The sequence below is a fragment of the Acinetobacter rongchengensis genome (genome assembly GCF_003611475.1).
GTDB classification, from domain to species: Bacteria; Pseudomonadota; Gammaproteobacteria; order Pseudomonadales; family Moraxellaceae; genus Acinetobacter; species Acinetobacter rongchengensis.
Genome location: NZ_RAXT01000052.1, coordinates 1 through 21,561, shown reverse-complemented (window position 1 = coordinate 21,561; position 21,561 = coordinate 1). Strand labels below are relative to the sequence as shown.

The window sequence follows — 21,561 nt, the reverse complement described above, 5'->3', positions numbered from 1 at the left end:
GTACACAGAATAATTATATTGTGCATGCTTTAAACAAGATGAGCATGTTTGCAATACAGGATGTGAAGTGGGTTGCCGCCCAAGGCAAATTCAGTATTCACGTACAATCGAATGGGATGCAAATTTTAGCTCAGCAAAAAATTCAGATCAGTTCTGTAGATGGTCAGATTGTAATTACTGCGCCGAATGGGATATCGATTAAGAGTAGAAATTCAGAAATTAAATTAGATGATGCAGGGATTGGATTGATCACCAGTCATGTGTTGGAACATCAAAGTGGGCAGCATGTGTTTAAAACTGGGTCGATTATTTCACTAGATTCACCTGCAATGCCTGTATATGGTTTATCTCCTAAAGAACTGGAGTTGAAATATCTATATGACGATTTAAAACCAGTTAAGCAAACGCCTTATAAATTACTCTTTACTGATGGAACTTCTCAAGAAGGTGTTTTAGATGCAAATGGATATGCAAAAGTAAGCGTGCCTGGCGATAAAATACAAAGCAAAGTTTATTATGGTTTTAGTGAGATAGATGCAACACCAGATAAAGAAAAGCTAAATAATTCATTTAAAGATAAAAAAGTGATGTCTATAACAGAAGCAGAACAACTCATTGAACAATACAATCAACAAGAAATAGATGCATTGCTAGATGAATATTTCCCAGATGAAATTGAGGAAATGATTGAGGCAAATGATATTGAATACGAAGACCATATTGCTGATTATGAAGAACAATTTGTTAAACAACACAATCATTCGGATGAAGCACTCAATGATGATGCAGAAGAAATTTTATTAAACAGTGATCCAATCTCTAGATTAAACTTAGGAGATGAGTAATGAATACAGCTGTCGCAAAAACCTCATCAAAAACAATACGAGTCACTCAAAAGGCTGAAGAATCAGCTGCACAATGGATTAAAGGTGTACTTGATGGCAGTGGGTCAAGTCCAGCACAGATGATCGTGGCTGTGGTCATTGGTTGTATCCCTTTTGTAGGGCAAGGTGTAGATGTCGGAAATGTTATCGTTTCGGTGATAAAAATTGCTGAAAAACCTGAAGACAATGATCGGTGGTTTGATCTTGTCTTTAACCTTGTTGCATTTGTTCCAGTCGCAGGCGATGGTCTAAAAATTGTATTTAAACAATTACGCTCAGGTAAAGCTATGGGAGCAATATTGGATGCGATTCCAAGTAAAACTATGAGAGGAAATGTCGATAAATGGTTTAGAAACCTAAATTGGAATAGTTATACCAAAGAGTTGCAGCATACCAGCGATAATATTATTGATGGTTTAATAGACGTTTTTGACAGTTGGTTAACAAGAGCTGTACTAGGTAAGGCTAGGTTAAAGAGTTTGGTTATCCAACTCAAACAAATGAAAAGAATTGCTCACCAGAAAATTGCGATGGTGATGAAAGACATGCAAGCTGCACATAAAAAAGCACTTGCAACGCCCTACCCAAATACAACAGCAAAGGCACCAATAGCACGACCATCTGCAACGGGGAAAAAACCACATGTACAGCCCGCACCGAAAACAGCACAAAATGGTTATGTAGCAAGAAATACAGGCGGAAATAGTGTAAGCACAGGGAGAAAAAATACTGCAACACGCAGAAAGCAACTGAAAAAAAGAAAAAGATCAAATAAAGAGTTAGGTTCAGGCGGTGAACATATTACGGATTACTACTATGTCAAACGCATGAAAAGTCGCTCAAAAGTGAACAATAAGGGTGTGCTGTATGAATATAATGATAATGGACATGGTGGTATAGACCATGTTTGGTGCACACAGCGTGCGATAAAAGACTCAGTGACGGGACTTACAGAATACGCAGCTTATAGCAATAAAAGTGCACATAAGTATCGGATTACTGACAGTAAAGCCACCAACGCACTTAGTCATAAAAAGTTGATGACACCCAAAGCAGCCATGATGGCTTTAAAAATGGGGCTAGATGTTTATTTGGCGTCTGATGCAGATGACAAAGTTAAACGTGCTGTAGGTAATACCGTAGGTGATGGTGTACAAATGTCACATTTATGGATTTCTAAGAAAATTGATTCTGCAAAGTTGGTGGTTGAGCATCGAAAAGGGTTAATAGCAGAAATAGAAGCATGGCGAAGAGTTAATTTTAAAGCAAGTACTGAAAGGAGATTGGGAAAAACAGTTACTGTAAAATGTCCTTATGATCGCAGTTTAGTGACCATTACAGGTGATAAATTTGACCATCATGAAAAATGTAAAGGACTAGATAAACCTAAATGTACCCGTACCGTAACCTCACACGGAATTAAATTAGAATTTGTCTTACCCAATGATATGTTGGAGCGCTAAAAGAATGATATTACACGTAAATGATCAGGCTATAGATTGGCAAAAGTGGTTGGATTTAGAAATAAAAGATTCAAGTTTATTTAGAGATAATTTCCTTGAACAAGAAATGTATCATGAGCGTTTTGATATATTTCTAAATGGGGTTTATTCTGTTACAGATGGCTTTAGACTTTATAAGAATGAAAAAAAATATGGTGGGTATATTGCTGCTGGTCATCAACGTCTAAAAGATGTACTAAACCTAATGTCCTTACAATATTCAGCTGGTGGAGAAATTGCTTTTATTCAAGAGCTTTATCCATATTTATTGCTCTGGACAGAAGAATATGCTGAGACAAGCCATCTTTATAATTTAAGCCCTGATGCGGAAGGACGCTATGTATGGCATATCTCTTTAGGTACAGAAGATTATTGGTATATCGCCTTACGTCTGATTTGTTTTGGTTTATTGACAGGTTATGCAGATCAAATGTCACGTATTATGCCAATTATTGATTACACCGAGGCAACGCCCGAAGGTCAAGAAAAGGATGGTTTAATTGAACGCTTGGTTGCACCTTTTGTTGCAGATCGAGGAATACCACCGAATGAAGCAAGACGGCATTTACCATATCGTAAACTGATTAAAGTGTTTGATGCAGAAGCACACAAGCGTCCTGCTATGATGTTGCAGTATTTAGAAGACTGGTATGAAGCCAGTCGTCGTGAACCGTATCATGATCAACACCCTCAAACAGATATTAATGATGGTTTCACGTATTATGGTTATTGGTCATGGGAAGCTGCTGCTGTAACTTGGTTACTTGGTATCGATGATAGTAGCTATCGAGAACATCAATTTTACCCTAAAGATTTGGTGGATTTTGCCAAAGCACAAGATCAACAACTGACAGAAGAAAGTGTGGTCGAAAGAATAAAAGTTCAAGGAGGAGGGCAATGTCCAAAAACAGGTTATTGGAGCACACCTGCACAACCTGGAACTCGCCGATACTTTACTCAAGGAGAAACATTGCCAACACTTCCACATACAGATTGGGGTATCGTGTTTTGGCAGTTTAGTGGTGAAGAATAATTTATTTCCCAAAGGCCCATATTGATGTGGGTCTTTTGATTTTTTAATTTAGAGAAAAATAATGAATTTTACAGAACAATATAGACAGCAATTTTTAACAGAAGAATATTATGTTAATGCTTTAAATCATTATAATGAAAGTATTAATTTATTTATAGAAAGTGATGCCTTTGAAGATGATGAATATAATTGTGGTGAAGCAAGCCGTTGGAGCCTAATAACAGCCACTGACTTGGATATTTTATATTTGAAATATACTGCTGGACAAGCTATAGAGGAAATGATTCCTTTATTTGAAAAAGTAATCGAAGGCTATGAAAAGCAGGCTGAAGCATTGGCTATATTTCATAAATCAGAAAAGCCATCTGTTATTGCTACACAATCTGCTACTTTAAATATATTAGGTTTAGCTTTTTTATTAAACCGTAATGATCTTTTTGCACGAATACATCAATTGGTTAATGGTGAAGGTGAGAGACATTCAGGTGAAGACGAAATTATCAATAAATTTTTTAAGTTGAATGATCCAAAACATCTGACTATAAACGAAGGCAAGTTATTTTCTTTACCTTATTCATCATTATGCGATGTTATAGACAATGTTTTAATTAAGAATAATAAAGAGCGAGCTTTAGAACATTTAGATGCATATCTGTCTGATTGGTACCAAATGAATAAACATGAGACATGGTATAACAGTCATTTAGATTTAGAAAATAGTTCTGCATATTCAGGTTATTGGGCATTTGAAGCAGCAGCTTTGGTTTATTTATTAGATTTAGATGATAGCGTATTGCATAAGTATTTATTTTATCCAAAAGATATTGTGCAATGGGCACGAAGCCAAAAACCAAGTTATGAACCAAATTTAGACACTCAACAATACAGTATTGCGGCAGGGGAAATCTGTCCACGATCAGGCTATTGGTTTACGGTAGCCAAAGAAAATTCACGTCAATATTTTAATGAAGGTGATGTATTTCCAGACTTTAAAAATAGTTGGGGTATGGTGTATTGGCAGTTTAGTGGTGAAGAATAAGCTAATACACTTAAAGTTAAGCTAAAAACGCGTTGCCCAAAGCGCTTTTGCTTTTGTCATCGCGTCATCAAAACTATTCACTACACCCATTGTATATAGTGCAATGCCTATGGTTTCGGTGACTGCAATTTCACCATATTCATGATTTTGTGAACCTTCCCAAACGGCCTTAAAAACAGCTAAATCAAGTTCATCTTCAACAGGGCTACGATTATCCGTCAATTTAGGCAATTCATATTCATAGAGTTCGCCCTGTTTAATGCCACAAATCAATGTTTTTGCATCTGGGTTACGTTCAAATTCGCCACCTTCACCTTTAATCACGGCACTGTTTTGATAACCTAATTTAAAAGCAGCTTGTTGATGTGAACTACGATAAGCAGGGTGGAAAATCGCTTGTAATGTTGCTTTTGCATTAAATGGATTGATTAAACGAGCAAGTGTATGAATTGGAGAGCGTAAGCCCATTACATTTCTCAAGTTAATTAAATCACTGAGAATAGGGGAAATCACTTCTAGAGCTAAGTAAGCAAAATGTTGAGTCTTTAATTGTTCTGCAACTTGCTGCTGATTTTGGCAAATCGGGTAGCCTAAATATTCCAAGACTTGTTCAGTATAAACACGGTTAATGGTATGCCCAGAAGCTCCATGCATGACTACATTATAACCATGTTTGGCAAGTGTCAGCGCAGCCAATAAAAACCACGGATAATGTTTGCGTTTACCCGCATAAGATGACCAATCTAAATCTACACTTAAAGGTTGAAAATTTAATTGGTCTTTGGTTGCTTGGACAAACCCAGTCAATTCATCGACAGATTCTTCTTTAACTCTGAGTAACATTAAAAAAGCACCAAGCTGAACATCTAAAACGTCACCTTTTAAAATCATTGAAAAAGCATCATAGGCTTCATCATAAGTTAATGATCGTGCGCCGTTTTTACCCTTTCCAACAATACGAACATATTGTGCAAATGGATGCTCAAAGTCTTTATAAAGATTACGTTTTGTGTTCATGGTGAAATGACAAATTTGATCGATACAATAGGTTAGACACTATGACATAAATTAGATTAGAAAATATAGTGTTATGTTTTGTTCGACTAAGGTCTAATAAAAAATCGTTGGAAATTTAAACACTCTCATAATTCATGGGAGTCTGATCAAAGAAAATTGATTAAACTTAGCTCGTTTTGTATTTTTGATATTTATTATCTCTCAATCTACATTTATTTGGAATTATTTTAATTTTCTTATAAATAGTTTCAAATATCACTACACATAAGTAGCTTGTCGCTATTATGCATGATTTTCAGAAAACTGATGTCTTCTGAAGGGATTTTTATTTTCAAAATTTTCTCCCACCCTTGTCGTATAAAGGGACTTAAGGACGTGTGCTGTTCAAGCACGTGAAACGACGGATATTTCTGCACATAGAAATAAAGACAGAAGTTAAGATTATGGCTAAAAAACCACTGTATAAATCACTTTATTTTCAAGTGATTGTTGCTATTATTTTAGGTGTGTTGATCGGGCATTATTTCCCGAGTGGCACTCAACTTATCAATGGTGTTGAAAAACATGTTCCGGGTTTAGGTGAGCAACTCAAACCATTGGGCGATGCATTTATTAAACTCATTAAAATGATTATCGCACCAGTAATTTTTTGTACGGTTGTGAGCGGTATTGCAGGCATGGAAAGCATGAAGTCTGTCGGTAAGACAGGTGGTATCGCGCTGCTTTACTTTGAGATTGTTTCTACGCTTGCCTTGGTTATCGGCTTAGTGGTAATCAATATCGCTAAACCAGGTGTGGGCATGAACGTTGACCCTGCAACTTTAGATACCAGCGGTATTAGTAAGTATGTAGAAACTGGTGCATCACAATCTACGGTTGAATTTTTATTACATATTATTCCAAATACAGTTGTAGGTGCGTTTGCAGAAGGTGAAATTCTGCAAGTGCTGTTATTTGCTTTATTGTTCGGTTTTGCATTACATAAATTAGGTGATGCGGGTAAACCTGTATTGAAGCTGATTGATCAAATTTCTCATGTGTTCTTTAACATTGTAAATATGATCATGAAACTTGCCCCGATTGGTGCATTTGGTGCGATGGCATTTACGATTGGTAAATACGGAATCGGTAGCTTAGCGCAATTATTCCAATTAATTTTGTGCTTCTATGTGACCTGTTTATTATTCATTTTCATTATTTTAGGTTCAATCAGTCGTTTTTGCGGATTTAGTATTTTAAAAATGATTCGTATGATCCGTGAAGAATTACTGATTGTTTTAGGTACATCTTCTTCGGAATCTGTGCTACCTCGTATGTTGAAAAAACTTGAAATTGCAGGCTGTGAAAAATCAGTTGTTGGTTTGGTTATCCCAACTGGTTACTCGTTTAACCTAGATGGTACGTCTATTTACCTGACAATGGCGGCAATCTTTATTGCTCAAGCAACCAATACTCATTTGGACATTTGGCATGAGTTGACATTACTTGCCGTATTGTTAATTTCATCTAAAGGTGCTGCGGGGGTAACAGGTTCAGGCTTTATCGTGATGGCAGCAACATTGGCCGCTGTAGGAAATATTCCTGTAGCAGGTTTGGCACTGATTCTAGGTATTGACCGTTTTATGTCTGAAGCACGTGCATTGACCAACTTGATTGGTAACTCTTTAGCGACGATTGTTGTGGCTAAATGGGTAGGCAAATTAGACATGGAAAAATTTAATGCAGCATTGAGTAATCCTGCTGAGGTTGATCGCAAAATGCTTGAAGAATCAAAAGATGAACCTGCAAAAGTATTGGTTTAATTTTGATGGATAGAATTTAAAAACTAAAAAAGGAAGCTTTGGCTTCCTTTTTTAATGCTTAGATTTTCCGATGTACATTCAATGCAAAGTTTTGAGAATATATTTCACTTCTTAAATGATTTTACAGCATTACCCCGTTCAATCAATGCATGTTGTAAACGTTGTGTTTGTTTGTGATTAGCATGACTATTTTCAAGTTGTTGCTGTAATTTCAAAGCTATTAATTGTTTGGCTAAACGCTTATTGGCATGTTGACTACGTTCAGACATGACTTTAACACTAATTCCAGATGCGACATGCGTTGCATGAACGGCTGAATCTGTTGTATTGACATGTTGTCCACCCGCACTTGAGGCACGACAGGTTTGAAAAACAATGGTGTCATCACTTGGGAGTTGTAGAGGTGTTTCAAACTGCGTAATACCGACAAACCAATTTTTACGTTTATGATTTGGGCGAATTTGACTTTGAAATGTCCATTGAATTGTACCCAGCCAATCATCTAACCATGCTTGGGCATCGTGGGCGATGCTTAGTAAAAGTGATGAATAACCATATGGTGTTTTATGACTTTCAATGATTTCGAGTTGAATTTTTTGAGTTTTAGCTTGCTTTTGCATTTCTTGCAACGTGTATTTAACAGCAAGTTCACATTCTGCGGGTCCAAGCGCAGCACTGATTTGGACTATAGGCAATATAGATATCCTTTAATACGTTTTAAGATGAGGAAGTCACAACATTAAAAATAAATTACAGAAAAAATTTTATACTTTTCAGAATAAAGTCGATCACTGTTATTTTTTTAAAGATTGTCATTATATAAAGAATTGAATAAAAAACAACCGTAAAGCAATCTCATAGTCGCTTTTCATGCTTTATTAGCGCCAAAGCTAAAGAAAATTCATCATAAGCTGAATAATACTATTCGAGAAATTTTTCAAAATATGGCAGAATATGCGGTTTTAAAGATTTCAGAGGATTGGCAGCATGCGCTTTGTTGATGAAGCAGTCATTACCGTAGAGGCTGGCGACGGTGGCAATGGCGTAGCCAGTTTTCGCCGTGAAAAATTTGTACCATTTGGTGGTCCAGATGGTGGTGATGGTGGTCGTGGTGGGATGGTCTATATCCAGGCTGATGACGACACCAGTACCTTAGTAGATTATCGTTATACCCGTAGATTTCGTGCTGAACGTGGTAAAAACGGTGCTGGCGCAAACTGTGCTGGGCGTAGTGGTGAGTCTATAACACTGAAAGTTCCAGTAGGGACAACCATTGTAGATACTGAGTCAGGCGATATTATTGGTGATTTGGTTGAAGATGGCCAAAAGGTTTTAGTGGCACTGGGTGGCGATGGTGGTTTAGGAAATACGCATTTTAAATCATCAACAAACCGTTCACCACGTAAGTGTACGCATGGTATTAAAGGCGAATACCGTGAAATTCGTTTAGAACTTAAAGTTCTTGCGGATGTTGGTTTGCTGGGTATGCCAAATGCAGGTAAATCGACGTTTATTCGTGCAGTTTCTGCTGCAAAACCAAAAGTTGCAGATTATCCATTTACAACTATGGTACCTAACTTAGGTGTGGTTGATGCGGATCGTCATCGTTCATTTGTGATGGCTGATATTCCAGGCTTAATTGAAGGTGCGTCAGAAGGTGCAGGTTTAGGAATTCGTTTCCTTAAACATTTAGCGCGTACACGTATCTTGTTACACATTGTTGACGTACAGCCGATTGATGGTTCAGATCCTGCACATAATGCAAAAGCGATTATGGAAGAATTGAAAAAATTCTCTCCTACATTAGCGCAATTACCAATTGTTCTTGTTTTAAACAAACTCGACCAGTTGAGTGATGATACTCAAGAAGAATGGTGTAATCATATTCTTGAAGAATTACAATGGGATGGTCCAGTATTTAAAACTTCAGGTTTACTTGAAGAAGGGACGAAACCTGTTGTGTATTACCTCATGGATCAAATCGAACAACAACGTGAGTTGGAAGAAGAAGATCCAGAATATGCAGCGAAAATGAAAGCATTCCGTGACCAGTTAGAAGCTGAAACACGTGAACAAACCATTGCAGCAAAAGAAGCTTATCGTGAAATGCGTCGTCAACAACGTCTTGCAGGGATGTTGGCAGATGATGATGAAGACGATGACGGTGATGATGGCGAAATGGAAGTGCACTACGTACGTTAATTTCTAAGTACATCGGCTTAGAATAGGAACTGAGGACAAGATGATAGAAGTGGTAGATGGGCAACGTCAGCTCAAGGCTTTAAAACGTATCGTTGTTAAAATCGGATCATCTTTACTCACAGCAAATGGGCAAGGTTTAGATTTGGAAGCAATTTCGCATTGGGCGAAACAAATTGCAGATCTACACAATGCAGGACATGAGATTATTCTTGTGTCTTCAGGCGCTGTGGCTGAAGGAATGGTTCGCATGAAGCTAGATAGCCGACCCACCGATCTACCCAGTCTGCAAGCTTGTGCTGCTATTGGTCAAATGGGCCTCATCCAAACATGGTCAAGTGTTTTGGAAAATCACACCATTCAAACGGCTCAAGTTTTATTAACTCATGATGATCTAGCAGATCGTCGCCGTTATTTAAACTCTTGTGATGCTTTGCAAAATTTAATTGATTGGCGTGTGATTCCAGTGATTAATGAGAATGACACGGTTTCTACCGATGAAATTCGCTTTGGTGATAATGATACTTTGGCAGCAATGGTTGCAGGTCAAGTACATGCAGACCTACTGATTATTTTGACGGATCAACAAGGTATGTTTGATTCGGATCCTCGTTCAAATCCAAATGCAAAATTATTCCATACCGTTCGTGCGATGGATGAAACATTGTTTGATATGGCTGGCGGTGGTGGTAAGTTCGGGCGTGGTGGTATGCTCACCAAAGTTCGTGCAGCGCGTTTGGCTGCAAAATCGGGTTGCCCAACCTTAATTGCCAGTGGTGAAAGCGACAATGTTTTAGCTCGTTTAATGTCGGGTGAATTGTTGGGTACTTTATTCATTACCGATGATGACCGTGTCACAGCGCATCAACAATGGTTAGCCGCGCATTTACAAACAGCAGGTCGTTTGGTTTTGGATGATGGTGCCGTGAAAGCCATTAAAGAGAACCATCGTAGCCTATTGCCAGTCGGTGTAAAAGCGGTTGAAGGGCATTTTGAACGGGGTGATGTGGTTGAATGTGTAGACCAATATGGGCATCGTGTTGCAGTTGGACGTGTCAATTTCAGCTCTCGTTCAGCAGATATTGTCAAAGGTTTAGCATCAGACAAAGTGCATCAAGTTTTAGGTGAGGCACGTTCTTTGGAAATGATTCATCGAAATCATATGGCGATTTATTGATTGAAGAACGCTTAAACCCCTCATAGCCAATGAGGGGTTTATTGTTTAAGTCTTTAAAAACAGAAAATAGCATTAAATTCTAAAGAATTAATTAGGCAAATTTAATCTCTTGTTCTAAATAAGGTAAAGTCTGATCTTTGCCAACCATAAATTTAAAATCTGCCAAACTCAGCATATCTAAATCTTCTTCGCTATTTCCATATGCATAGATTTTATGATATTGAGCTAAGTTATATTTCTCTAAAATCCGAATTCTTTTTTGTTCACAACTACAATCAGGTGTTGAGTACTGTCCTGTAAATTGATCATTCACAATTTCAGTACCCGTACAGATCAAATCAATGTTTAGAATTTGGCAAATTGTTTTTAAATAAAGATCCACCGAAGCTGAAACCAAAACAATATCATCACCATGATGCTGATGATCTAATAATTGTTGATAAAGTTGAGCATCTAGTTGTTCAACTAATCCATGAGCATATTCTTCTGCAATATTTAAAATTTCATCAGCATTTGCGTCTTTAAACATGGCTTTAAAAAGACGAGGGCGCATAGAGTCGGCAGGATAAATATTTAAATAATACGCCTGAATCCACGGTAAAATTTTAAAACCTTGTTTTACAATATGTCTTTTTGATAAAGCATAGAAAATGAACCCTGTAAAACTGTCTTTTTTACACAAGGTTCCATCAAAATCAAATAAGGCTAGGTTCTTATACGTTTTGCTCGTTGCATGCATGTTTCATATCGTCCGTTTACGCGGCTTGCATACCAGTTGGTATTATAATCACGACTCAGTTTAGGCCCTGAAATGACCACTTCTGGCATGATTGCATAGATAGGATCTTTACCTGTTTTTTCTTTATACAATTTTGAAACAGCAATATAGGTTTGGGTTTTTTCAAAACCTTTTTCTTTCTCTTTTTTCAAATCATTACGCAATTGGCGAGGGGTAATAAGTACATTATTCTTTGAAAATAATGTCATCAGTGCTTTTTCAGTTGTTGTAATTGCAGGGCGAGGGTCACCATTCTTGTCATAAGAGAGTAAATCGCCATCTAAATCCAAATCGAGATCTGATTCTGATGATTTATCAATCATTTTTTGAAAAGCTGCATTTCGACTTGAATACATGCCAGAGTTATAATCAGCAAAGCGGTAAATGGGTTTATCATAATCAGCTGGATACATCATCAAACGGTGGATACCATAGTACAAACCACCAAATTCTGTATATAAATCATCACGTAACTCATTGGTGCTCATACTGCTACGCTTATTTTCTTTGGCATAGTTAATATGAACTTGCATTGAACCTAAAGTGGTAATTGGATTTAACTTTTCAGCAAAGTCTTGACCAACAAATTTGGCAGCACCTGTTAAAGCACTAATATGATAATGCTTGGTCATATAGTCAAAAATTTCACGATAAAGAACATCAAGCTCCTTTTCATTTTTAACTCGGCTCATTTGCTTTAAATAGTTGTCTTCAGGAGACGGCTGATTTTTGAGTACATCTTGGAAGTAATTGGCAATTGGCCCACCAATGGTCGTGCCTAATTTATCTTCAAATTTTTCTTGTAAGCGAGTGCTGACTTCTTTGACCGCTTTATCACCTAAACCAGGAACATTTGGATTGGCAATAAAGTTGGATTCCTGATCCACAACAGCAATAATGGTACAAATATTTTCTTTATTACGTGGAATTTTTAACTCTTCAGAAATATCAAAAATATCTTGTGCCCATGACTTACGATCATTGACACGATTTGGAATAAGCTTACGAATTTGCTCACTTTTTAATTCTGGTTCATCATTATTTGACCACCATGATCCATCACCACAGGCAGTGAGACCAATCGCAAGGGTCGTTAAACACGTGGAACGAATCAAGATATTTTGTAAACCAAATTTTTTCATACTGCTGAAAACACGTTTAGAAATGGATGAGCTCTGGGAGCTGATGAAGTATACTATGTCTATCTTAAAATGTATGAATATATATGTATATTGGTCCGTATCAACTGTCAAATAATTTAATCGTTGCCCCTATGGCGGGGGTCACTGACCGTCCGTTTAGAACCCTTTGCAAATACTTTGGTGCAGGGCATGCGGTGAGTGAAATGATGACCTCGGATCAAACTTTACGTATGACGAAAAAAAGTCTCTATCGTGCTAATTTTGATGGAGAATTGGCGCCAATCTCTGCGCAAATTGCAGGTTCAGAACCCAATGAGTTGGCGGAAGCTGCACGTTATCAGGTTGCGAATGGTGCACAAATTGTCGATATCAATATGGGATGTCCTGCAAAAAAAGTCTGCAATAAACTGGCAGGATCAGCTTTGTTGAAGGACGAGGATCTCGTTGCAAGAATTTTGGATACTGTGGTTGAAGCAGTTGACGTTCCCGTCACGCTAAAAACACGTTTAGGCTTTTTAAATGGGCATGAAAATATTTTACGTGTTGCTAAGCGAGCAGAACAAGCAGGGATTGCAGCACTCGCATTGCATGGTCGAACACGTGAAGATATGTACTTAAATACAGCACGTTATAGTTTGATCAAAGAGGTCAAACAAATGTTGTCTATTCCAGTGATTGCCAATGGTGATATTGATAGTCCTGAAAAAGCCAAATATGTTTTGGACTATACAGGCGCAGATGCGGTGATGATTGGTCGTGCAGCACAAGGGCGTCCTTGGATTTTCCGTGAAATCTCACATTATTTAAAAACTGGTGAGCATCTTGCTGCTCCCTCAATTGAAGAAGTAAAAGAAGTCTTACTCGGACATTTATCTGAATTGTATCAATTTTATGGTGAATATTCGGGTTGCAGAATTGCTCGTAAACATATTGCTTGGTATACCAAAGGTTTACACTCAAGTAATGAGTTTCGTCAAAATATGTATAAAGTTGAAAGTACCTTAGAACAAGCAAAAGTGGTAGAGGAATATTTCAATCATTTACTAGAAAAAGGCAATATCATGAGTGATGTGCAAATTGAGACTGTAAATTTATTGGACACAAAATAAGGGATTTAATTTTTCTGTTGAGAATTCAGCGATTACTCAACACCAATCATGCATATTGCCTTGTTTTGTGTATGTTCAAAATGGTTTGAGTAGATTTGACGATCACGCTTTGTTGTCAACTATAGCGAGTATTCTGCATATAGAACGACAGGTCTATATGGTTTTTTTTATGCTATAACAATTTAAAATGAGCAAGATGACTGATGGATAAAAAAATGTTGCTGATCATGGCTGAATATAATATTTGGGCAACCCGTCGGCTGATACAAAGTCTTGAATCCATTCGTGATGAGGATTTTTACAAAGATGTTGGATTGTATTTTAAAAGTATTGCTGGAACTTTAAATCATTTATTGGTCGGTGAACATTATCTTTGGTATTCACGATTTAAAGCGGGTATTTCACAGACAATTGCATTAGATACCATGATTCATACTGAAAAAGAAGCATTACTGAATGAGTTGCAACAAAAGTCTGTAAATTGGATTTCATTTATAGATCAAATAGATGAAACAACTCTTGAAGGGAATTTGACTTATAAAAGAGTCTCTGGTCAGGAATTGACTTTGCCATATGTTGCAACATTGATGCATGTTTTTAACCATGGTACACATCACCGTGGTCAAATTACCGCAGCCGTAACGGCTTTGGGTTATCCTTGCCCTGAATTAGATGTGGTGTATATGTTAATTGAATGAAATGGCTAAAACAGAAGCCGATTTAATCGGCTTCATGATCATGTTTATTGAGAATGATTCATCTCAACAATTAATTGGTTAATCAAATCACGTGCTTCAAGTTCACGAATCTGAGATACATTGCTTCCAGCCCAAAATGCGCCATAGCCTGAATCTCCATTTTTAACAGCTAAAGCATTCAATTGTTTTGCAAGATCATAAGCATATGGGTAGGGCGCAACATTCGGGCGGTTTGTTTGATCAATGCGAGATTGCCAATGGTTAATAATACCACGTGCAGGGCGACCTGAAATACTTGACGTAATTTGGGTGAGTGGGTGATTAAATAAAGCTGCACGGTAGGCAGCATTGGCATTTGAAGATTTACATTGTACAAATGCTGTGCCAAGTTGGACAGCATCTGCGCCCAGTTTCAACATCGTATTTGCTTGTTGCCCATTCATAATTCCACCCGCCGCAATGACAGGACATGAACAATGTTTTTTAATCAATTGAACTAAGTCGGATGTCTTAATTGCACCGTCAATTTGCGCATTGAAAATGCCTCGATGACCGCCTGCTTCAATACCTTGAGCAATAATGATATCTATTCCAGCTTCTTGGATTTCCAAAGCTTCAGTTAAATTGGTTGCAGAAACCATGGTCAGAATACCAGCTTGCTGTAGCTGTTCGATTTGATATTGATGAGGAATTCCGAAGTGGAAGCTGACTGCTTGAGGGGCCGTTTCTAATACCAGATTTAAAAAGTCATCATTGTCTTTAAAACTAGGGTAGATACATTTTAATTCAGAGGGCGCAGTTGCTCCAAACTTCTCAAATTCAACCTGTAAATGATCAATCCAAATCTGATTGGCTTCACTGTCTAAAGGTGTTGATTCATGACAAAAGAAATTGACCTGAAAAGCTTGTTCTGTGAGTGCTTGGGTTGCCTGTATCTGTTGGCGAGCTGTTTCAACCGTATTTGCACCTAAACCTAATGCGCCTAAACCGCCTTGATTAGACACTTCAGCTGCAAGTTCAGGTGTAGAAACACCCGCCATAGGTGCAACTAAGATTGGATGCTTGATTCTTAAACGTTCTAATAATGACATGATTGAGCCCCTTTAGATTTATTTTTACTTTGCCGAAATCTAGAGTGATTAGCAAATAATGTTCAATATTTTATTTAAAAATGTTTATTAAATACATCTTTAAGTGTCTGCATATCGATATATCGACCTAAACATGCACCGTATAACTAAAGATTAATCTATTCAAAATGTATTGTTGTATAGATATGAATTTAAATAGATTTTAAATTGGAGTGACGTGAAATAATGATCCAATCCAGCTTGAAAATGCCATGGCAAGGATGCCCCAAACGGCAACTCGAAAACTACCTTTAACGATGGATGTCCCTGCGACATAACTCGATAAAGCCCCTAAAATACTTAAAGATAAAATACCGACGATCAGAACCACCGTTTCTATATATGCATCAGGACTAATCAAGATTGAAAGTGTGGGAAATAAAGCACCAATTGAAAATGATAATGCTGAAGATCCAGCGGCTTGTAACGGTTTTGCCGCTGTCATTTCATTGATACCGATTTCATCACGTGCATGCGCTTCTAAAGCATCTTTTTCAGTTAGTTGAATGGCAACTTGATGGGCCAAATCAGGATCTAAACCACGATGAATATAAATTTGAGTTAATTCTTTCAGTTCCAAGTGAGGATTTTTTTCTAATTCTCTTGCTTCAATTTTTAAGTCAGCCTCTTCGATATCTGATTGCGATTTCACTGAAATATACTCACCTGCAGCCATAGAGGTTGCACCTGAAATTAAACCTGCAATACACGTGATCAGCAAGGTGTGGCTCGAAGCACCACTGGCTGCCATGCCCATCACTAAACTTGTGACTGAAATGATGCCATCATTTGCACCTAAAACAGCGGCACGTAACCAGCCTGCACGTTGGATAAAATGTTTTTCTAAGTGATGGGAGTAAGACATGAGTAAAGCTCTATGTTGTTATGTGTATTAAATTCTAAAGAACGCTATTGTTGACAATGTCTATAAAATGTCAGCATAAATGTATCATAACAATAAAAAAAGCCCCTACAAGAGGAGCTTTTCTTCATTCAAAACTTATTGCTGTGCTTTTTCTTTTACGTGAGCAGCACCATCTTCAACTGCACCAGCAGTAGCAGCAGTCGCATCTTTTGCAACAGCAACAGTCGCATCAGCAGCTTTTTCTGTGGCATTTGCAGCGCTATCTACAGCATGTGCTGTTGCATTTGCAGCTTCATCAGCAGCTTTAGCAGTCGCATCAGCAGCATCTTTAGTCGCAGTAGCAACGTCATGACCAGCTTGCTGAGCCGCATTTTCTAAATGTTCACCTGTTGTAGCACCAGTTTCAGGCGCTTTATCTTTATTACAACCAACAAGAGCAACAGTCGCAGCTAGACCTAAAGAAAGTAGAATTTTGTTCATTATGTTTTACCTTTTATTCACTAATTTTTGGCATCCAATAGTTGGATGAGTCAATATAAACACAAAAAAAGATCAAATCAAAAAAATAAAATGTAAAGTTTTTATACATTTAAGCAATTTTGCTTTAACAAGTAAGAATATGAAAAAGGTGATTTTGTAAAAAATAGATTTAATTCCATTATTTGGATTTAATCTATTCAGCTCATTTCTATTATAAGGTGTTTTGTTTTTTAGTTTAGTGTGATAAAAAAGTTGAGAATAGACATACTTTTTATAGGGTATTGATAGAAAGCTTTTTTAAATAGAATTTTATTAAGTATAGTTTAATTTTTGTTTAAATTAACCTTAAATTTTGTTTAAAATATGTACTTTCTGACAAATATTGTGCATATAGAGTCATAAACTGACAATTTAGAGAAAATATAATTTTTAGTAAAAAAATATATTTACAAGCAATGCAAAATTGATAGAATTCGCTTATTAAATGTGAAATGCGTCAATTAATTTTAAATAATTATGAAATTGATAAGTTGAATGTCTAATATTTTTTTTAAATTGTGAAAATATCTTTGACTTTAGGTGCGTTTTGTATGCTGGATTTAACTCTTTCTCGGAAAGTTCCTGAAAAATTTGTCTTATTTGGTGAAAAGAAAATCCAGCAACTGTTGAATACAGTTTCTGGTGTTGAATTTGTGATGTTGTGTACATCTGATGGTTTTGAAATTGCCATGGCAAACAAAAAAAACGTAATGAATTCAAGTAAGATTGCGGCGGTAAGTAGTTCTATCCTCGCGATGGTCACTGCTTTTGTTTCTGAAATTAATTTAGTTGGTTGTCAGACGATCACGCTTGATGCAGAAAACGGTAAAGCATTACTGACTTCAATTCCGCATCCAAAACATCCTTTGGTTTTGGTCGCGATGACCAGTAAAGATATTTTATTGGGTCAAATGCTTTATGAGATTAAAGTAACTTCTGAAGCATTGATGCAAAATATAAACTAAACTTTAATTCAAAATGATAAAGACTAAATTTATTATTTTTATTTAAAGATGGTTTAAGGTATTTTTTGAAATTTTTAAATAATCAAGAATATAGTGAATTATTTTAAATTTACTATTGAATAATGAATATTTTCTATGTTATTAAAATAGACATAGAATATAATTAATTAAAATTGATTATTGAGTAAAATTAAAATATGTATTCAATTAAAAGAATACTCATTTTATTAGTTTTAGTTAAGGATTTCTATTTTTAACTAAATGGAACATCATTTTAGTAAAGAAAATTTATTGGACTTACTAAAATCAACAACAATGTTAAACACTAAGCGGGGAATCCCATGGCTCGTATCACACTAGATCAATTAACAGATATCGACGGTTTTGTTTGTGCAGCTTTAGTAGACAGCGAAAGCGGTTTATCTTTAGCGACAGCTGGAACTGGTATGGATTTGGAATTAGCAGCTGCAGGTAATACTGAAGTTGTTCGTGCTAAACGTAAAGTAGCAAAAGCTTTGAAACTAGATGATGTAATTGAAGATATTTTAATTACTTTGGGTAAGCAATATCATTTAATCCGTCCATTGGATTCAAATGAAAATTTATTCCTTTACCTTGTGTTAGATCGTTCTAAATCAAACTTAGCAATGGCTCGTCATGAGTTGAAAGGATTTGAAAAAGGATTAGATTTTTCTTAATTTTAAATAAGAAAAACACAAAAACTCGTCTTCGGACGAGTTTTTTTATGGTAGATCATGTATAACTGAATAAGTGTATTTTTACGGTATTTAGAAAATGTTGCAGGCAGGAATTTATAAACATTATAAAGGTAATTTATACCAAGTTTTAAATGTTGCTACACATAGTGAAACGTCAGAGAAATTGGTTGTTTACCAATGTTTATATAATGATTATTCAATATGGGTAAGACCATATGAGATGTTTATAGAACCAGTTCAATTAGAAGATGGTCAAATCAAGCCTAGATTTGAGTTTTTACATAGCGTTTAATTTTAAATGTAAAGATGAACGCCTATATAATTTAATCTTCAAGGCCTTTTCAGTGTATTGACCAATGACATTTGGAAATAAAATAGTATTCCATCGTATCGGTTTTACTGAAAAGGTGTTGAAAAACAAGAATAAAGATTGTTTTAAATTATACCTAATGATACATCTATTTATTGTCATTGTAATGACGTAAAGTATTGAAATAATAATGATGGAAGAGATGAGGATGATCCAATTATGAGTTTAAGTAATCCATTCTTACAAAGATTAAATGAGTTATATCAGTCCTTTATCAAATTTGATGCAACACAGTCTAACCGAATTAATAGATATCGTAATATAGAACCTGAGTCTGCTTTATTTCTTGCAATGCAGGTTCGTATTCAACAATCCAAAAAGATTTTAGAAATAGGCACATCGACGGGCTATTCAACGTTATGGTTAGCCGATGCTGCACAAGTGACGGGTGCTAAAGTTACAACATTAGAGATAGATGAAAAGCGGACTGCACAAGCGAAGCATTATGCTCAAGAATTACAGGTCGATGATGTTATTGATTTTTGGGTGGGTGATGCGCAAAAATTTTTAGAGCAAACGCAGGAAAAATACGATTTTATTTTGCTTGATGCTGAAAGAGATGCATATTTGAGTTATTGGACTTATTTACAGAATATGATTCAAGTAAAAGGTGGGGTACTTGTTGTCGACAATGTCATCTCACATGCTGCTGAAGTAAAAAGTTTAATCAATGAAATTAAACAAGATTCACGTTTTATGAGCACTACATTGCCGATAGGTGCTGGCTTATTTATCGTGACTTTTAAGAATGATTAATTAGTGTATTTTAAACATATAGGGAGCTCCTGACTCCCTATAAATGACGTATTTAAAATAACGTGAAATTCTAAAGTTTAAATTGAAGCGTTTGGCTGGATTGAAATTCGTTTAAAGTGTAAATCGTATTCTAAATATTTATGCACAAAGGCGGTTTTATCGCTACATCGCAGTAAATTGTTATAGATAAACTCAGGCACAGGGTGGTAAAGCTCGCCATAACCATTATTATAAAAAATTTTCAAATACCGTGAAGAAGCATTGTACTTCCAAGAAGTCACGGTAATCATTGATCCCATAAGCAACCCCTTAAACTTCTGATTGTTCTACAGAAAAAAGTATTCTGTATCATTTGAAATTAGTCCATTCGCTTAAAGAAATGTATAGTGGTTTTGTAAATAAAATTGTTTATATTCTGCTAAAGATATTCATGTTTTGACATTACGTATTTTTGGCAATATAAATACTTATAAAATTATAAATCTATGAAAATATTGGTATTTTATTTTAGCAATTAAGGGAAGGAATCATGATTCTTGCAATAGATGTTGCGTATGCAGAAAACACTGCACAAGTTGCTGGCATTATCTTTGAATCTTGGGCGGCTTCAGACGTATTGAATCATTACCTGATCACCATCAATGAAATTGCCGACTATGAATCGGGTCAATTTTATAAACGTGAATTGCCATGTATTTTAATGTTATTGGGTTTGGTTAAAGAACCAATTGATATGATTGTAATTGATGGCTATGTTTATTTAGGGGCCCAACAAATAGCAGGTTTGGGACAACATTTATACGCAGCTTTAGCGGATAAAATTCCTGTGATTGGTGTGGCTAAAAATGAATTTAAAGGGACGCCAAAGGAGTTTGAAATTTTACGTGGACAAAGTACGAAGCCGTTATATGTCTCAGCGATCGGCATTGAATTAGCGCAAGCGAAGAAAAATGTGCAGACGATGTATGGAAAATATCGTATTCCTGAATTACTCAAGCAAGTTGATCGTTTGAGCAGAACAATGTAAAAATAATCTTATTATTTTCTTCGATGATTTAAATGAAGAAGCAGTTCACTAAAATAGAGTTTTCTTTAAACGTAACATTATAAATATAAGGAAAAACATATGGATCAACCGATGACTCGTCAAAAAAATTCAATTAATTATATTGAGTTTAATGTGAAAGACATTCAGCAATCCAAAGCATTTTATCAACATTTGGGGTGGACTTTTACTGATTTTGGGCCAGCTTATTGCGAATTTGATTCAGGGGAGATTAAGGGTGGTTTTGCTCAAACGGATGATGTGCAAAGTGCAGGTGGTGCATTGATTATTTTATATAGTGATCATCTAGAACATAGCTTGCAATGTGTGAAAGAGGCAGGGGCAACCATTGTGCAAGATATATTTAGCTTTCCTGGCGGGCGCCGTTTTCATTTTAAAGATCTAGATGGGTATGAACTTGCAATATGGTCACTTTAGGTATTTGATCATGATACAAAGGTCTTTTCTGTATCATTTGTACTTAATCCATAATGCATGCAATGTATTGCATAAAGTTTGCAACAAGTTTTAGCGTCGTCATATTTGTATTTATGAGGTTCCTACATCTATATATGAATGCTCAATTTCGTTGGCTTATGTGTAATAAAATTTTTTGATTTGATGAAGAATAAGATTGATGAAACAGTTCAGTTATTGTTTATGTAGATACGGATAATAGCTTATTCATCATTCCAAGGCTGAATGAAGCATTTTTAAGTGTGTGCCAAATTATTTTTAATAGTATTTATTGATATGTATTGGTCAATTAAAGATGACTAAAGAGAGGTGGATCAGGAAATTTGAACAACACT

General features: G+C 36.1%; 23 protein-coding genes. 15 read left to right on the top strand and 8 right to left on the bottom strand.

Annotated features, from left to right (window positions below; all coding sequences use genetic code 11):
* The 4 genes from D7V20_RS15930 to D7V20_RS15915 all read left to right on the top strand — a co-directional run.
* Positions 1 to 845 (top strand): DUF2345 domain-containing protein (locus tag D7V20_RS15930; protein ID WP_120385074.1); only part of this gene is annotated, 845 nt, incomplete at its 5' end.
* On the top strand, positions 845 to 2,347 hold the full coding sequence (locus tag D7V20_RS15925) for a hypothetical protein (RefSeq protein WP_120385072.1): 1,503 nt from the start codon (positions 845 to 847) through the stop codon (positions 2,345 to 2,347). The genes D7V20_RS15930 and D7V20_RS15925, both read left to right, overlap by 1 nt.
* A 4-nt stretch (positions 2,348 to 2,351) precedes the next feature.
* Entirely contained in the window at positions 2,352 to 3,419 is a 1,068-nt protein-coding gene (locus D7V20_RS15920) for a PoNe immunity protein domain-containing protein (protein WP_120385071.1), read from the top strand.
* Positions 3,420 to 3,480: 61 nt separating this feature from the next.
* On the top strand, positions 3,481 to 4,458 hold the full coding sequence (locus D7V20_RS15915; protein WP_235831655.1) for a PoNe immunity protein domain-containing protein: 978 nt from the start codon (positions 3,481 to 3,483) through the stop codon (positions 4,456 to 4,458).
* A 21-nt stretch (positions 4,459 to 4,479) separates the two neighbouring features.
* Here the strand turns inward: D7V20_RS15915 and D7V20_RS15910 are convergent, their stop codons facing one another.
* On the bottom strand, positions 4,480 to 5,475 hold the full coding sequence (locus D7V20_RS15910; protein WP_120385069.1) for a glycosyl transferase family protein: 996 nt from the start codon (positions 5,473 to 5,475) through the stop codon (positions 4,480 to 4,482).
* A gap of 443 nt (positions 5,476 to 5,918) precedes the next feature.
* Between D7V20_RS15910 and D7V20_RS15905 the strand changes: the two genes are divergently transcribed.
* On the top strand, positions 5,919 to 7,277 hold the full coding sequence (locus tag D7V20_RS15905) for a dicarboxylate/amino acid:cation symporter (RefSeq protein WP_120385068.1): 1,359 nt from the start codon (positions 5,919 to 5,921) through the stop codon (positions 7,275 to 7,277).
* Between the two features lie 104 nt (positions 7,278 to 7,381).
* Here the strand turns inward: D7V20_RS15905 and prfH are convergent, their stop codons facing one another.
* Positions 7,382 to 7,972 (bottom strand): peptide chain release factor H, encoded by a 591-nt coding sequence (prfH, locus tag D7V20_RS15900; protein ID WP_120385067.1) that lies wholly within the window; start codon positions 7,970 to 7,972, stop codon positions 7,382 to 7,384.
* Between the two features lie 292 nt (positions 7,973 to 8,264).
* Here prfH and cgtA point away from each other — a divergent pair, with 292 nt between their 5' ends.
* Both cgtA and proB read left to right on the top strand, forming a co-directional pair.
* On the top strand, positions 8,265 to 9,479 hold the full coding sequence (gene cgtA / locus D7V20_RS15895; RefSeq protein WP_120385066.1) for an Obg family GTPase CgtA: 1,215 nt from the start codon (positions 8,265 to 8,267) through the stop codon (positions 9,477 to 9,479).
* A gap of 40 nt (positions 9,480 to 9,519) precedes the next feature.
* Positions 9,520 to 10,653, top strand: a complete 1,134-nt coding sequence (gene proB / locus D7V20_RS15890) for a glutamate 5-kinase (RefSeq protein WP_010112862.1) — start codon at positions 9,520 to 9,522, stop codon at positions 10,651 to 10,653.
* Positions 10,654 to 10,744: 91 nt separating this feature from the next.
* Here the strand turns inward: proB and D7V20_RS15885 are convergent, their stop codons facing one another.
* The gene (locus D7V20_RS15885) at positions 10,745 to 11,392 is read right to left on the bottom strand and encodes an HAD-IB family hydrolase (protein WP_120385065.1); all 648 of its coding nucleotides are present in this window, start codon (positions 11,390 to 11,392) and stop codon (positions 10,745 to 10,747) included.
* Positions 11,359 to 12,573, bottom strand: coding sequence for a DUF1615 family protein (locus D7V20_RS15880; protein ID WP_213072516.1), 1,215 nt, complete (start codon positions 12,571 to 12,573; stop codon positions 11,359 to 11,361). Before D7V20_RS15880 ends, D7V20_RS15885 begins: the two co-directional genes overlap by 34 nt.
* An 83-nt stretch (positions 12,574 to 12,656) precedes the next feature.
* Between D7V20_RS15880 and dusB the strand changes: the two genes are divergently transcribed.
* Complete coding sequence (gene dusB / locus D7V20_RS15875; protein WP_120385064.1) at positions 12,657 to 13,682, top strand: tRNA dihydrouridine synthase DusB; 1,026 nt, start codon at positions 12,657 to 12,659, stop codon at positions 13,680 to 13,682.
* Between the two features lie 203 nt (positions 13,683 to 13,885).
* The gene (locus D7V20_RS15870; protein ID WP_120385063.1) at positions 13,886 to 14,380 is read left to right on the top strand and encodes a DinB family protein; all 495 of its coding nucleotides are present in this window, start codon (positions 13,886 to 13,888) and stop codon (positions 14,378 to 14,380) included.
* A 44-nt stretch (positions 14,381 to 14,424) separates the two neighbouring features.
* Here the strand turns inward: D7V20_RS15870 and D7V20_RS15865 are convergent, their stop codons facing one another.
* The 3 genes from D7V20_RS15865 to D7V20_RS15855 all read right to left on the bottom strand — a co-directional run bounded on the left by D7V20_RS15865 (position 14,425) and on the right by D7V20_RS15855 (position 16,855).
* Positions 14,425 to 15,471: an NAD(P)H-dependent flavin oxidoreductase gene (locus D7V20_RS15865; RefSeq protein WP_120385062.1), complete on the bottom strand. Its 1,047-nt coding sequence runs from the start codon at positions 15,469 to 15,471 to the stop codon at positions 14,425 to 14,427.
* A gap of 202 nt (positions 15,472 to 15,673) precedes the next feature.
* Positions 15,674 to 16,375 (bottom strand): VIT1/CCC1 transporter family protein, encoded by a 702-nt coding sequence (locus D7V20_RS15860; RefSeq protein ID WP_120385061.1) that lies wholly within the window; start codon positions 16,373 to 16,375, stop codon positions 15,674 to 15,676.
* A gap of 135 nt (positions 16,376 to 16,510) precedes the next feature.
* Positions 16,511 to 16,855 (bottom strand): hypothetical protein, encoded by a 345-nt coding sequence (locus tag D7V20_RS15855; protein ID WP_120385060.1) that lies wholly within the window; start codon positions 16,853 to 16,855, stop codon positions 16,511 to 16,513.
* 590 nt (positions 16,856 to 17,445) lie between these two features.
* Here D7V20_RS15855 and D7V20_RS15850 point away from each other — a divergent pair.
* From D7V20_RS15850 to D7V20_RS15835, 4 genes are all read left to right on the top strand, one after another.
* Positions 17,446 to 17,859 (top strand): roadblock/LC7 domain-containing protein, encoded by a 414-nt coding sequence (locus D7V20_RS15850; RefSeq protein WP_120385059.1) that lies wholly within the window; start codon positions 17,446 to 17,448, stop codon positions 17,857 to 17,859.
* Between the two features lie 341 nt (positions 17,860 to 18,200).
* Positions 18,201 to 18,557 (top strand): roadblock/LC7 domain-containing protein, encoded by a 357-nt coding sequence (locus D7V20_RS15845; protein WP_120385058.1) that lies wholly within the window; start codon positions 18,201 to 18,203, stop codon positions 18,555 to 18,557.
* A gap of 97 nt (positions 18,558 to 18,654) precedes the next feature.
* Positions 18,655 to 18,870 (top strand): DUF1653 domain-containing protein, encoded by a 216-nt coding sequence (locus tag D7V20_RS15840; RefSeq protein ID WP_120385057.1) that lies wholly within the window; start codon positions 18,655 to 18,657, stop codon positions 18,868 to 18,870.
* Positions 18,871 to 19,107: 237 nt separating this feature from the next.
* Positions 19,108 to 19,704: an O-methyltransferase gene (locus D7V20_RS15835; protein ID WP_120385056.1), complete on the top strand. Its 597-nt coding sequence runs from the start codon at positions 19,108 to 19,110 to the stop codon at positions 19,702 to 19,704.
* Between the two features lie 77 nt (positions 19,705 to 19,781).
* On the opposite strand, the gene D7V20_RS15830 is transcribed toward D7V20_RS15835, so the two are convergent.
* The gene (locus tag D7V20_RS15830; protein ID WP_120385055.1) at positions 19,782 to 20,003 is read right to left on the bottom strand and encodes a KTSC domain-containing protein; all 222 of its coding nucleotides are present in this window, start codon (positions 20,001 to 20,003) and stop codon (positions 19,782 to 19,784) included.
* Positions 20,004 to 20,233: 230 nt separating this feature from the next.
* Between D7V20_RS15830 and D7V20_RS15825 the strand changes: the two genes are divergently transcribed.
* Both D7V20_RS15825 and D7V20_RS15820 read left to right on the top strand, forming a co-directional pair.
* Positions 20,234 to 20,731, top strand: a complete 498-nt coding sequence (locus tag D7V20_RS15825) for an endonuclease V (RefSeq protein WP_120385054.1) — start codon at positions 20,234 to 20,236, stop codon at positions 20,729 to 20,731.
* A gap of 99 nt (positions 20,732 to 20,830) precedes the next feature.
* Entirely contained in the window at positions 20,831 to 21,187 is a 357-nt protein-coding gene (locus D7V20_RS15820) for a VOC family protein (RefSeq protein ID WP_120385053.1), read from the top strand.
* The last annotated feature ends 374 nt before the right edge of the window (positions 21,188 to 21,561 follow it).

Bases quoted from the DNA above. Each gene is read 5' to 3' on its own strand.
- D7V20_RS15925 (WP_120385072.1), top strand. From the start codon at position 845: ATGAATACAGCTGTCGCAAAAACCTCATCAAAAACAATACGAGTCACT.
- D7V20_RS15920 (WP_120385071.1), top strand. From the start codon at position 2,352: ATGATATTACACGTAAATGATCAGGCTATAGATTGGCAAAAGTGGTTG.
- D7V20_RS15915 (WP_235831655.1), top strand. From the start codon at position 3,481: ATGAATTTTACAGAACAATATAGACAGCAATTTTTAACAGAAGAATAT.
- D7V20_RS15910 (WP_120385069.1), bottom strand. From the start codon at position 5,475: ATGAACACAAAACGTAATCTTTATAAAGACTTTGAGCATCCATTTGCA.
- D7V20_RS15905 (WP_120385068.1), top strand. From the start codon at position 5,919: ATGGCTAAAAAACCACTGTATAAATCACTTTATTTTCAAGTGATTGTT.
- cgtA (WP_120385066.1), top strand. From the start codon at position 8,265: ATGCGCTTTGTTGATGAAGCAGTCATTACCGTAGAGGCTGGCGACGGT.
- proB (WP_010112862.1), top strand. From the start codon at position 9,520: ATGATAGAAGTGGTAGATGGGCAACGTCAGCTCAAGGCTTTAAAACGT.
- D7V20_RS15885 (WP_120385065.1), bottom strand. From the start codon at position 11,392: ATGCATGCAACGAGCAAAACGTATAAGAACCTAGCCTTATTTGATTTT.
- D7V20_RS15880 (WP_213072516.1), bottom strand. From the start codon at position 12,573: ATGAAAAAATTTGGTTTACAAAATATCTTGATTCGTTCCACGTGTTTA.
- dusB (WP_120385064.1), top strand. From the start codon at position 12,657: ATGTATATTGGTCCGTATCAACTGTCAAATAATTTAATCGTTGCCCCT.
- D7V20_RS15870 (WP_120385063.1), top strand. From the start codon at position 13,886: ATGGATAAAAAAATGTTGCTGATCATGGCTGAATATAATATTTGGGCA.
- D7V20_RS15865 (WP_120385062.1), bottom strand. From the start codon at position 15,471: ATGTCATTATTAGAACGTTTAAGAATCAAGCATCCAATCTTAGTTGCA.
- D7V20_RS15860 (WP_120385061.1), bottom strand. From the start codon at position 16,375: ATGTCTTACTCCCATCACTTAGAAAAACATTTTATCCAACGTGCAGGC.
- D7V20_RS15855 (WP_120385060.1), bottom strand. From the start codon at position 16,855: ATGAACAAAATTCTACTTTCTTTAGGTCTAGCTGCGACTGTTGCTCTT.
- D7V20_RS15850 (WP_120385059.1), top strand. From the start codon at position 17,446: ATGCTGGATTTAACTCTTTCTCGGAAAGTTCCTGAAAAATTTGTCTTA.
- D7V20_RS15845 (WP_120385058.1), top strand. From the start codon at position 18,201: ATGGCTCGTATCACACTAGATCAATTAACAGATATCGACGGTTTTGTT.
- D7V20_RS15840 (WP_120385057.1), top strand. From the start codon at position 18,655: ATGTTGCAGGCAGGAATTTATAAACATTATAAAGGTAATTTATACCAA.
- D7V20_RS15835 (WP_120385056.1), top strand. From the start codon at position 19,108: ATGAGTTTAAGTAATCCATTCTTACAAAGATTAAATGAGTTATATCAG.
- D7V20_RS15830 (WP_120385055.1), bottom strand. From the start codon at position 20,003: ATGGGATCAATGATTACCGTGACTTCTTGGAAGTACAATGCTTCTTCA.
- D7V20_RS15825 (WP_120385054.1), top strand. From the start codon at position 20,234: ATGATTCTTGCAATAGATGTTGCGTATGCAGAAAACACTGCACAAGTT.
- D7V20_RS15820 (WP_120385053.1), top strand. From the start codon at position 20,831: ATGGATCAACCGATGACTCGTCAAAAAAATTCAATTAATTATATTGAG.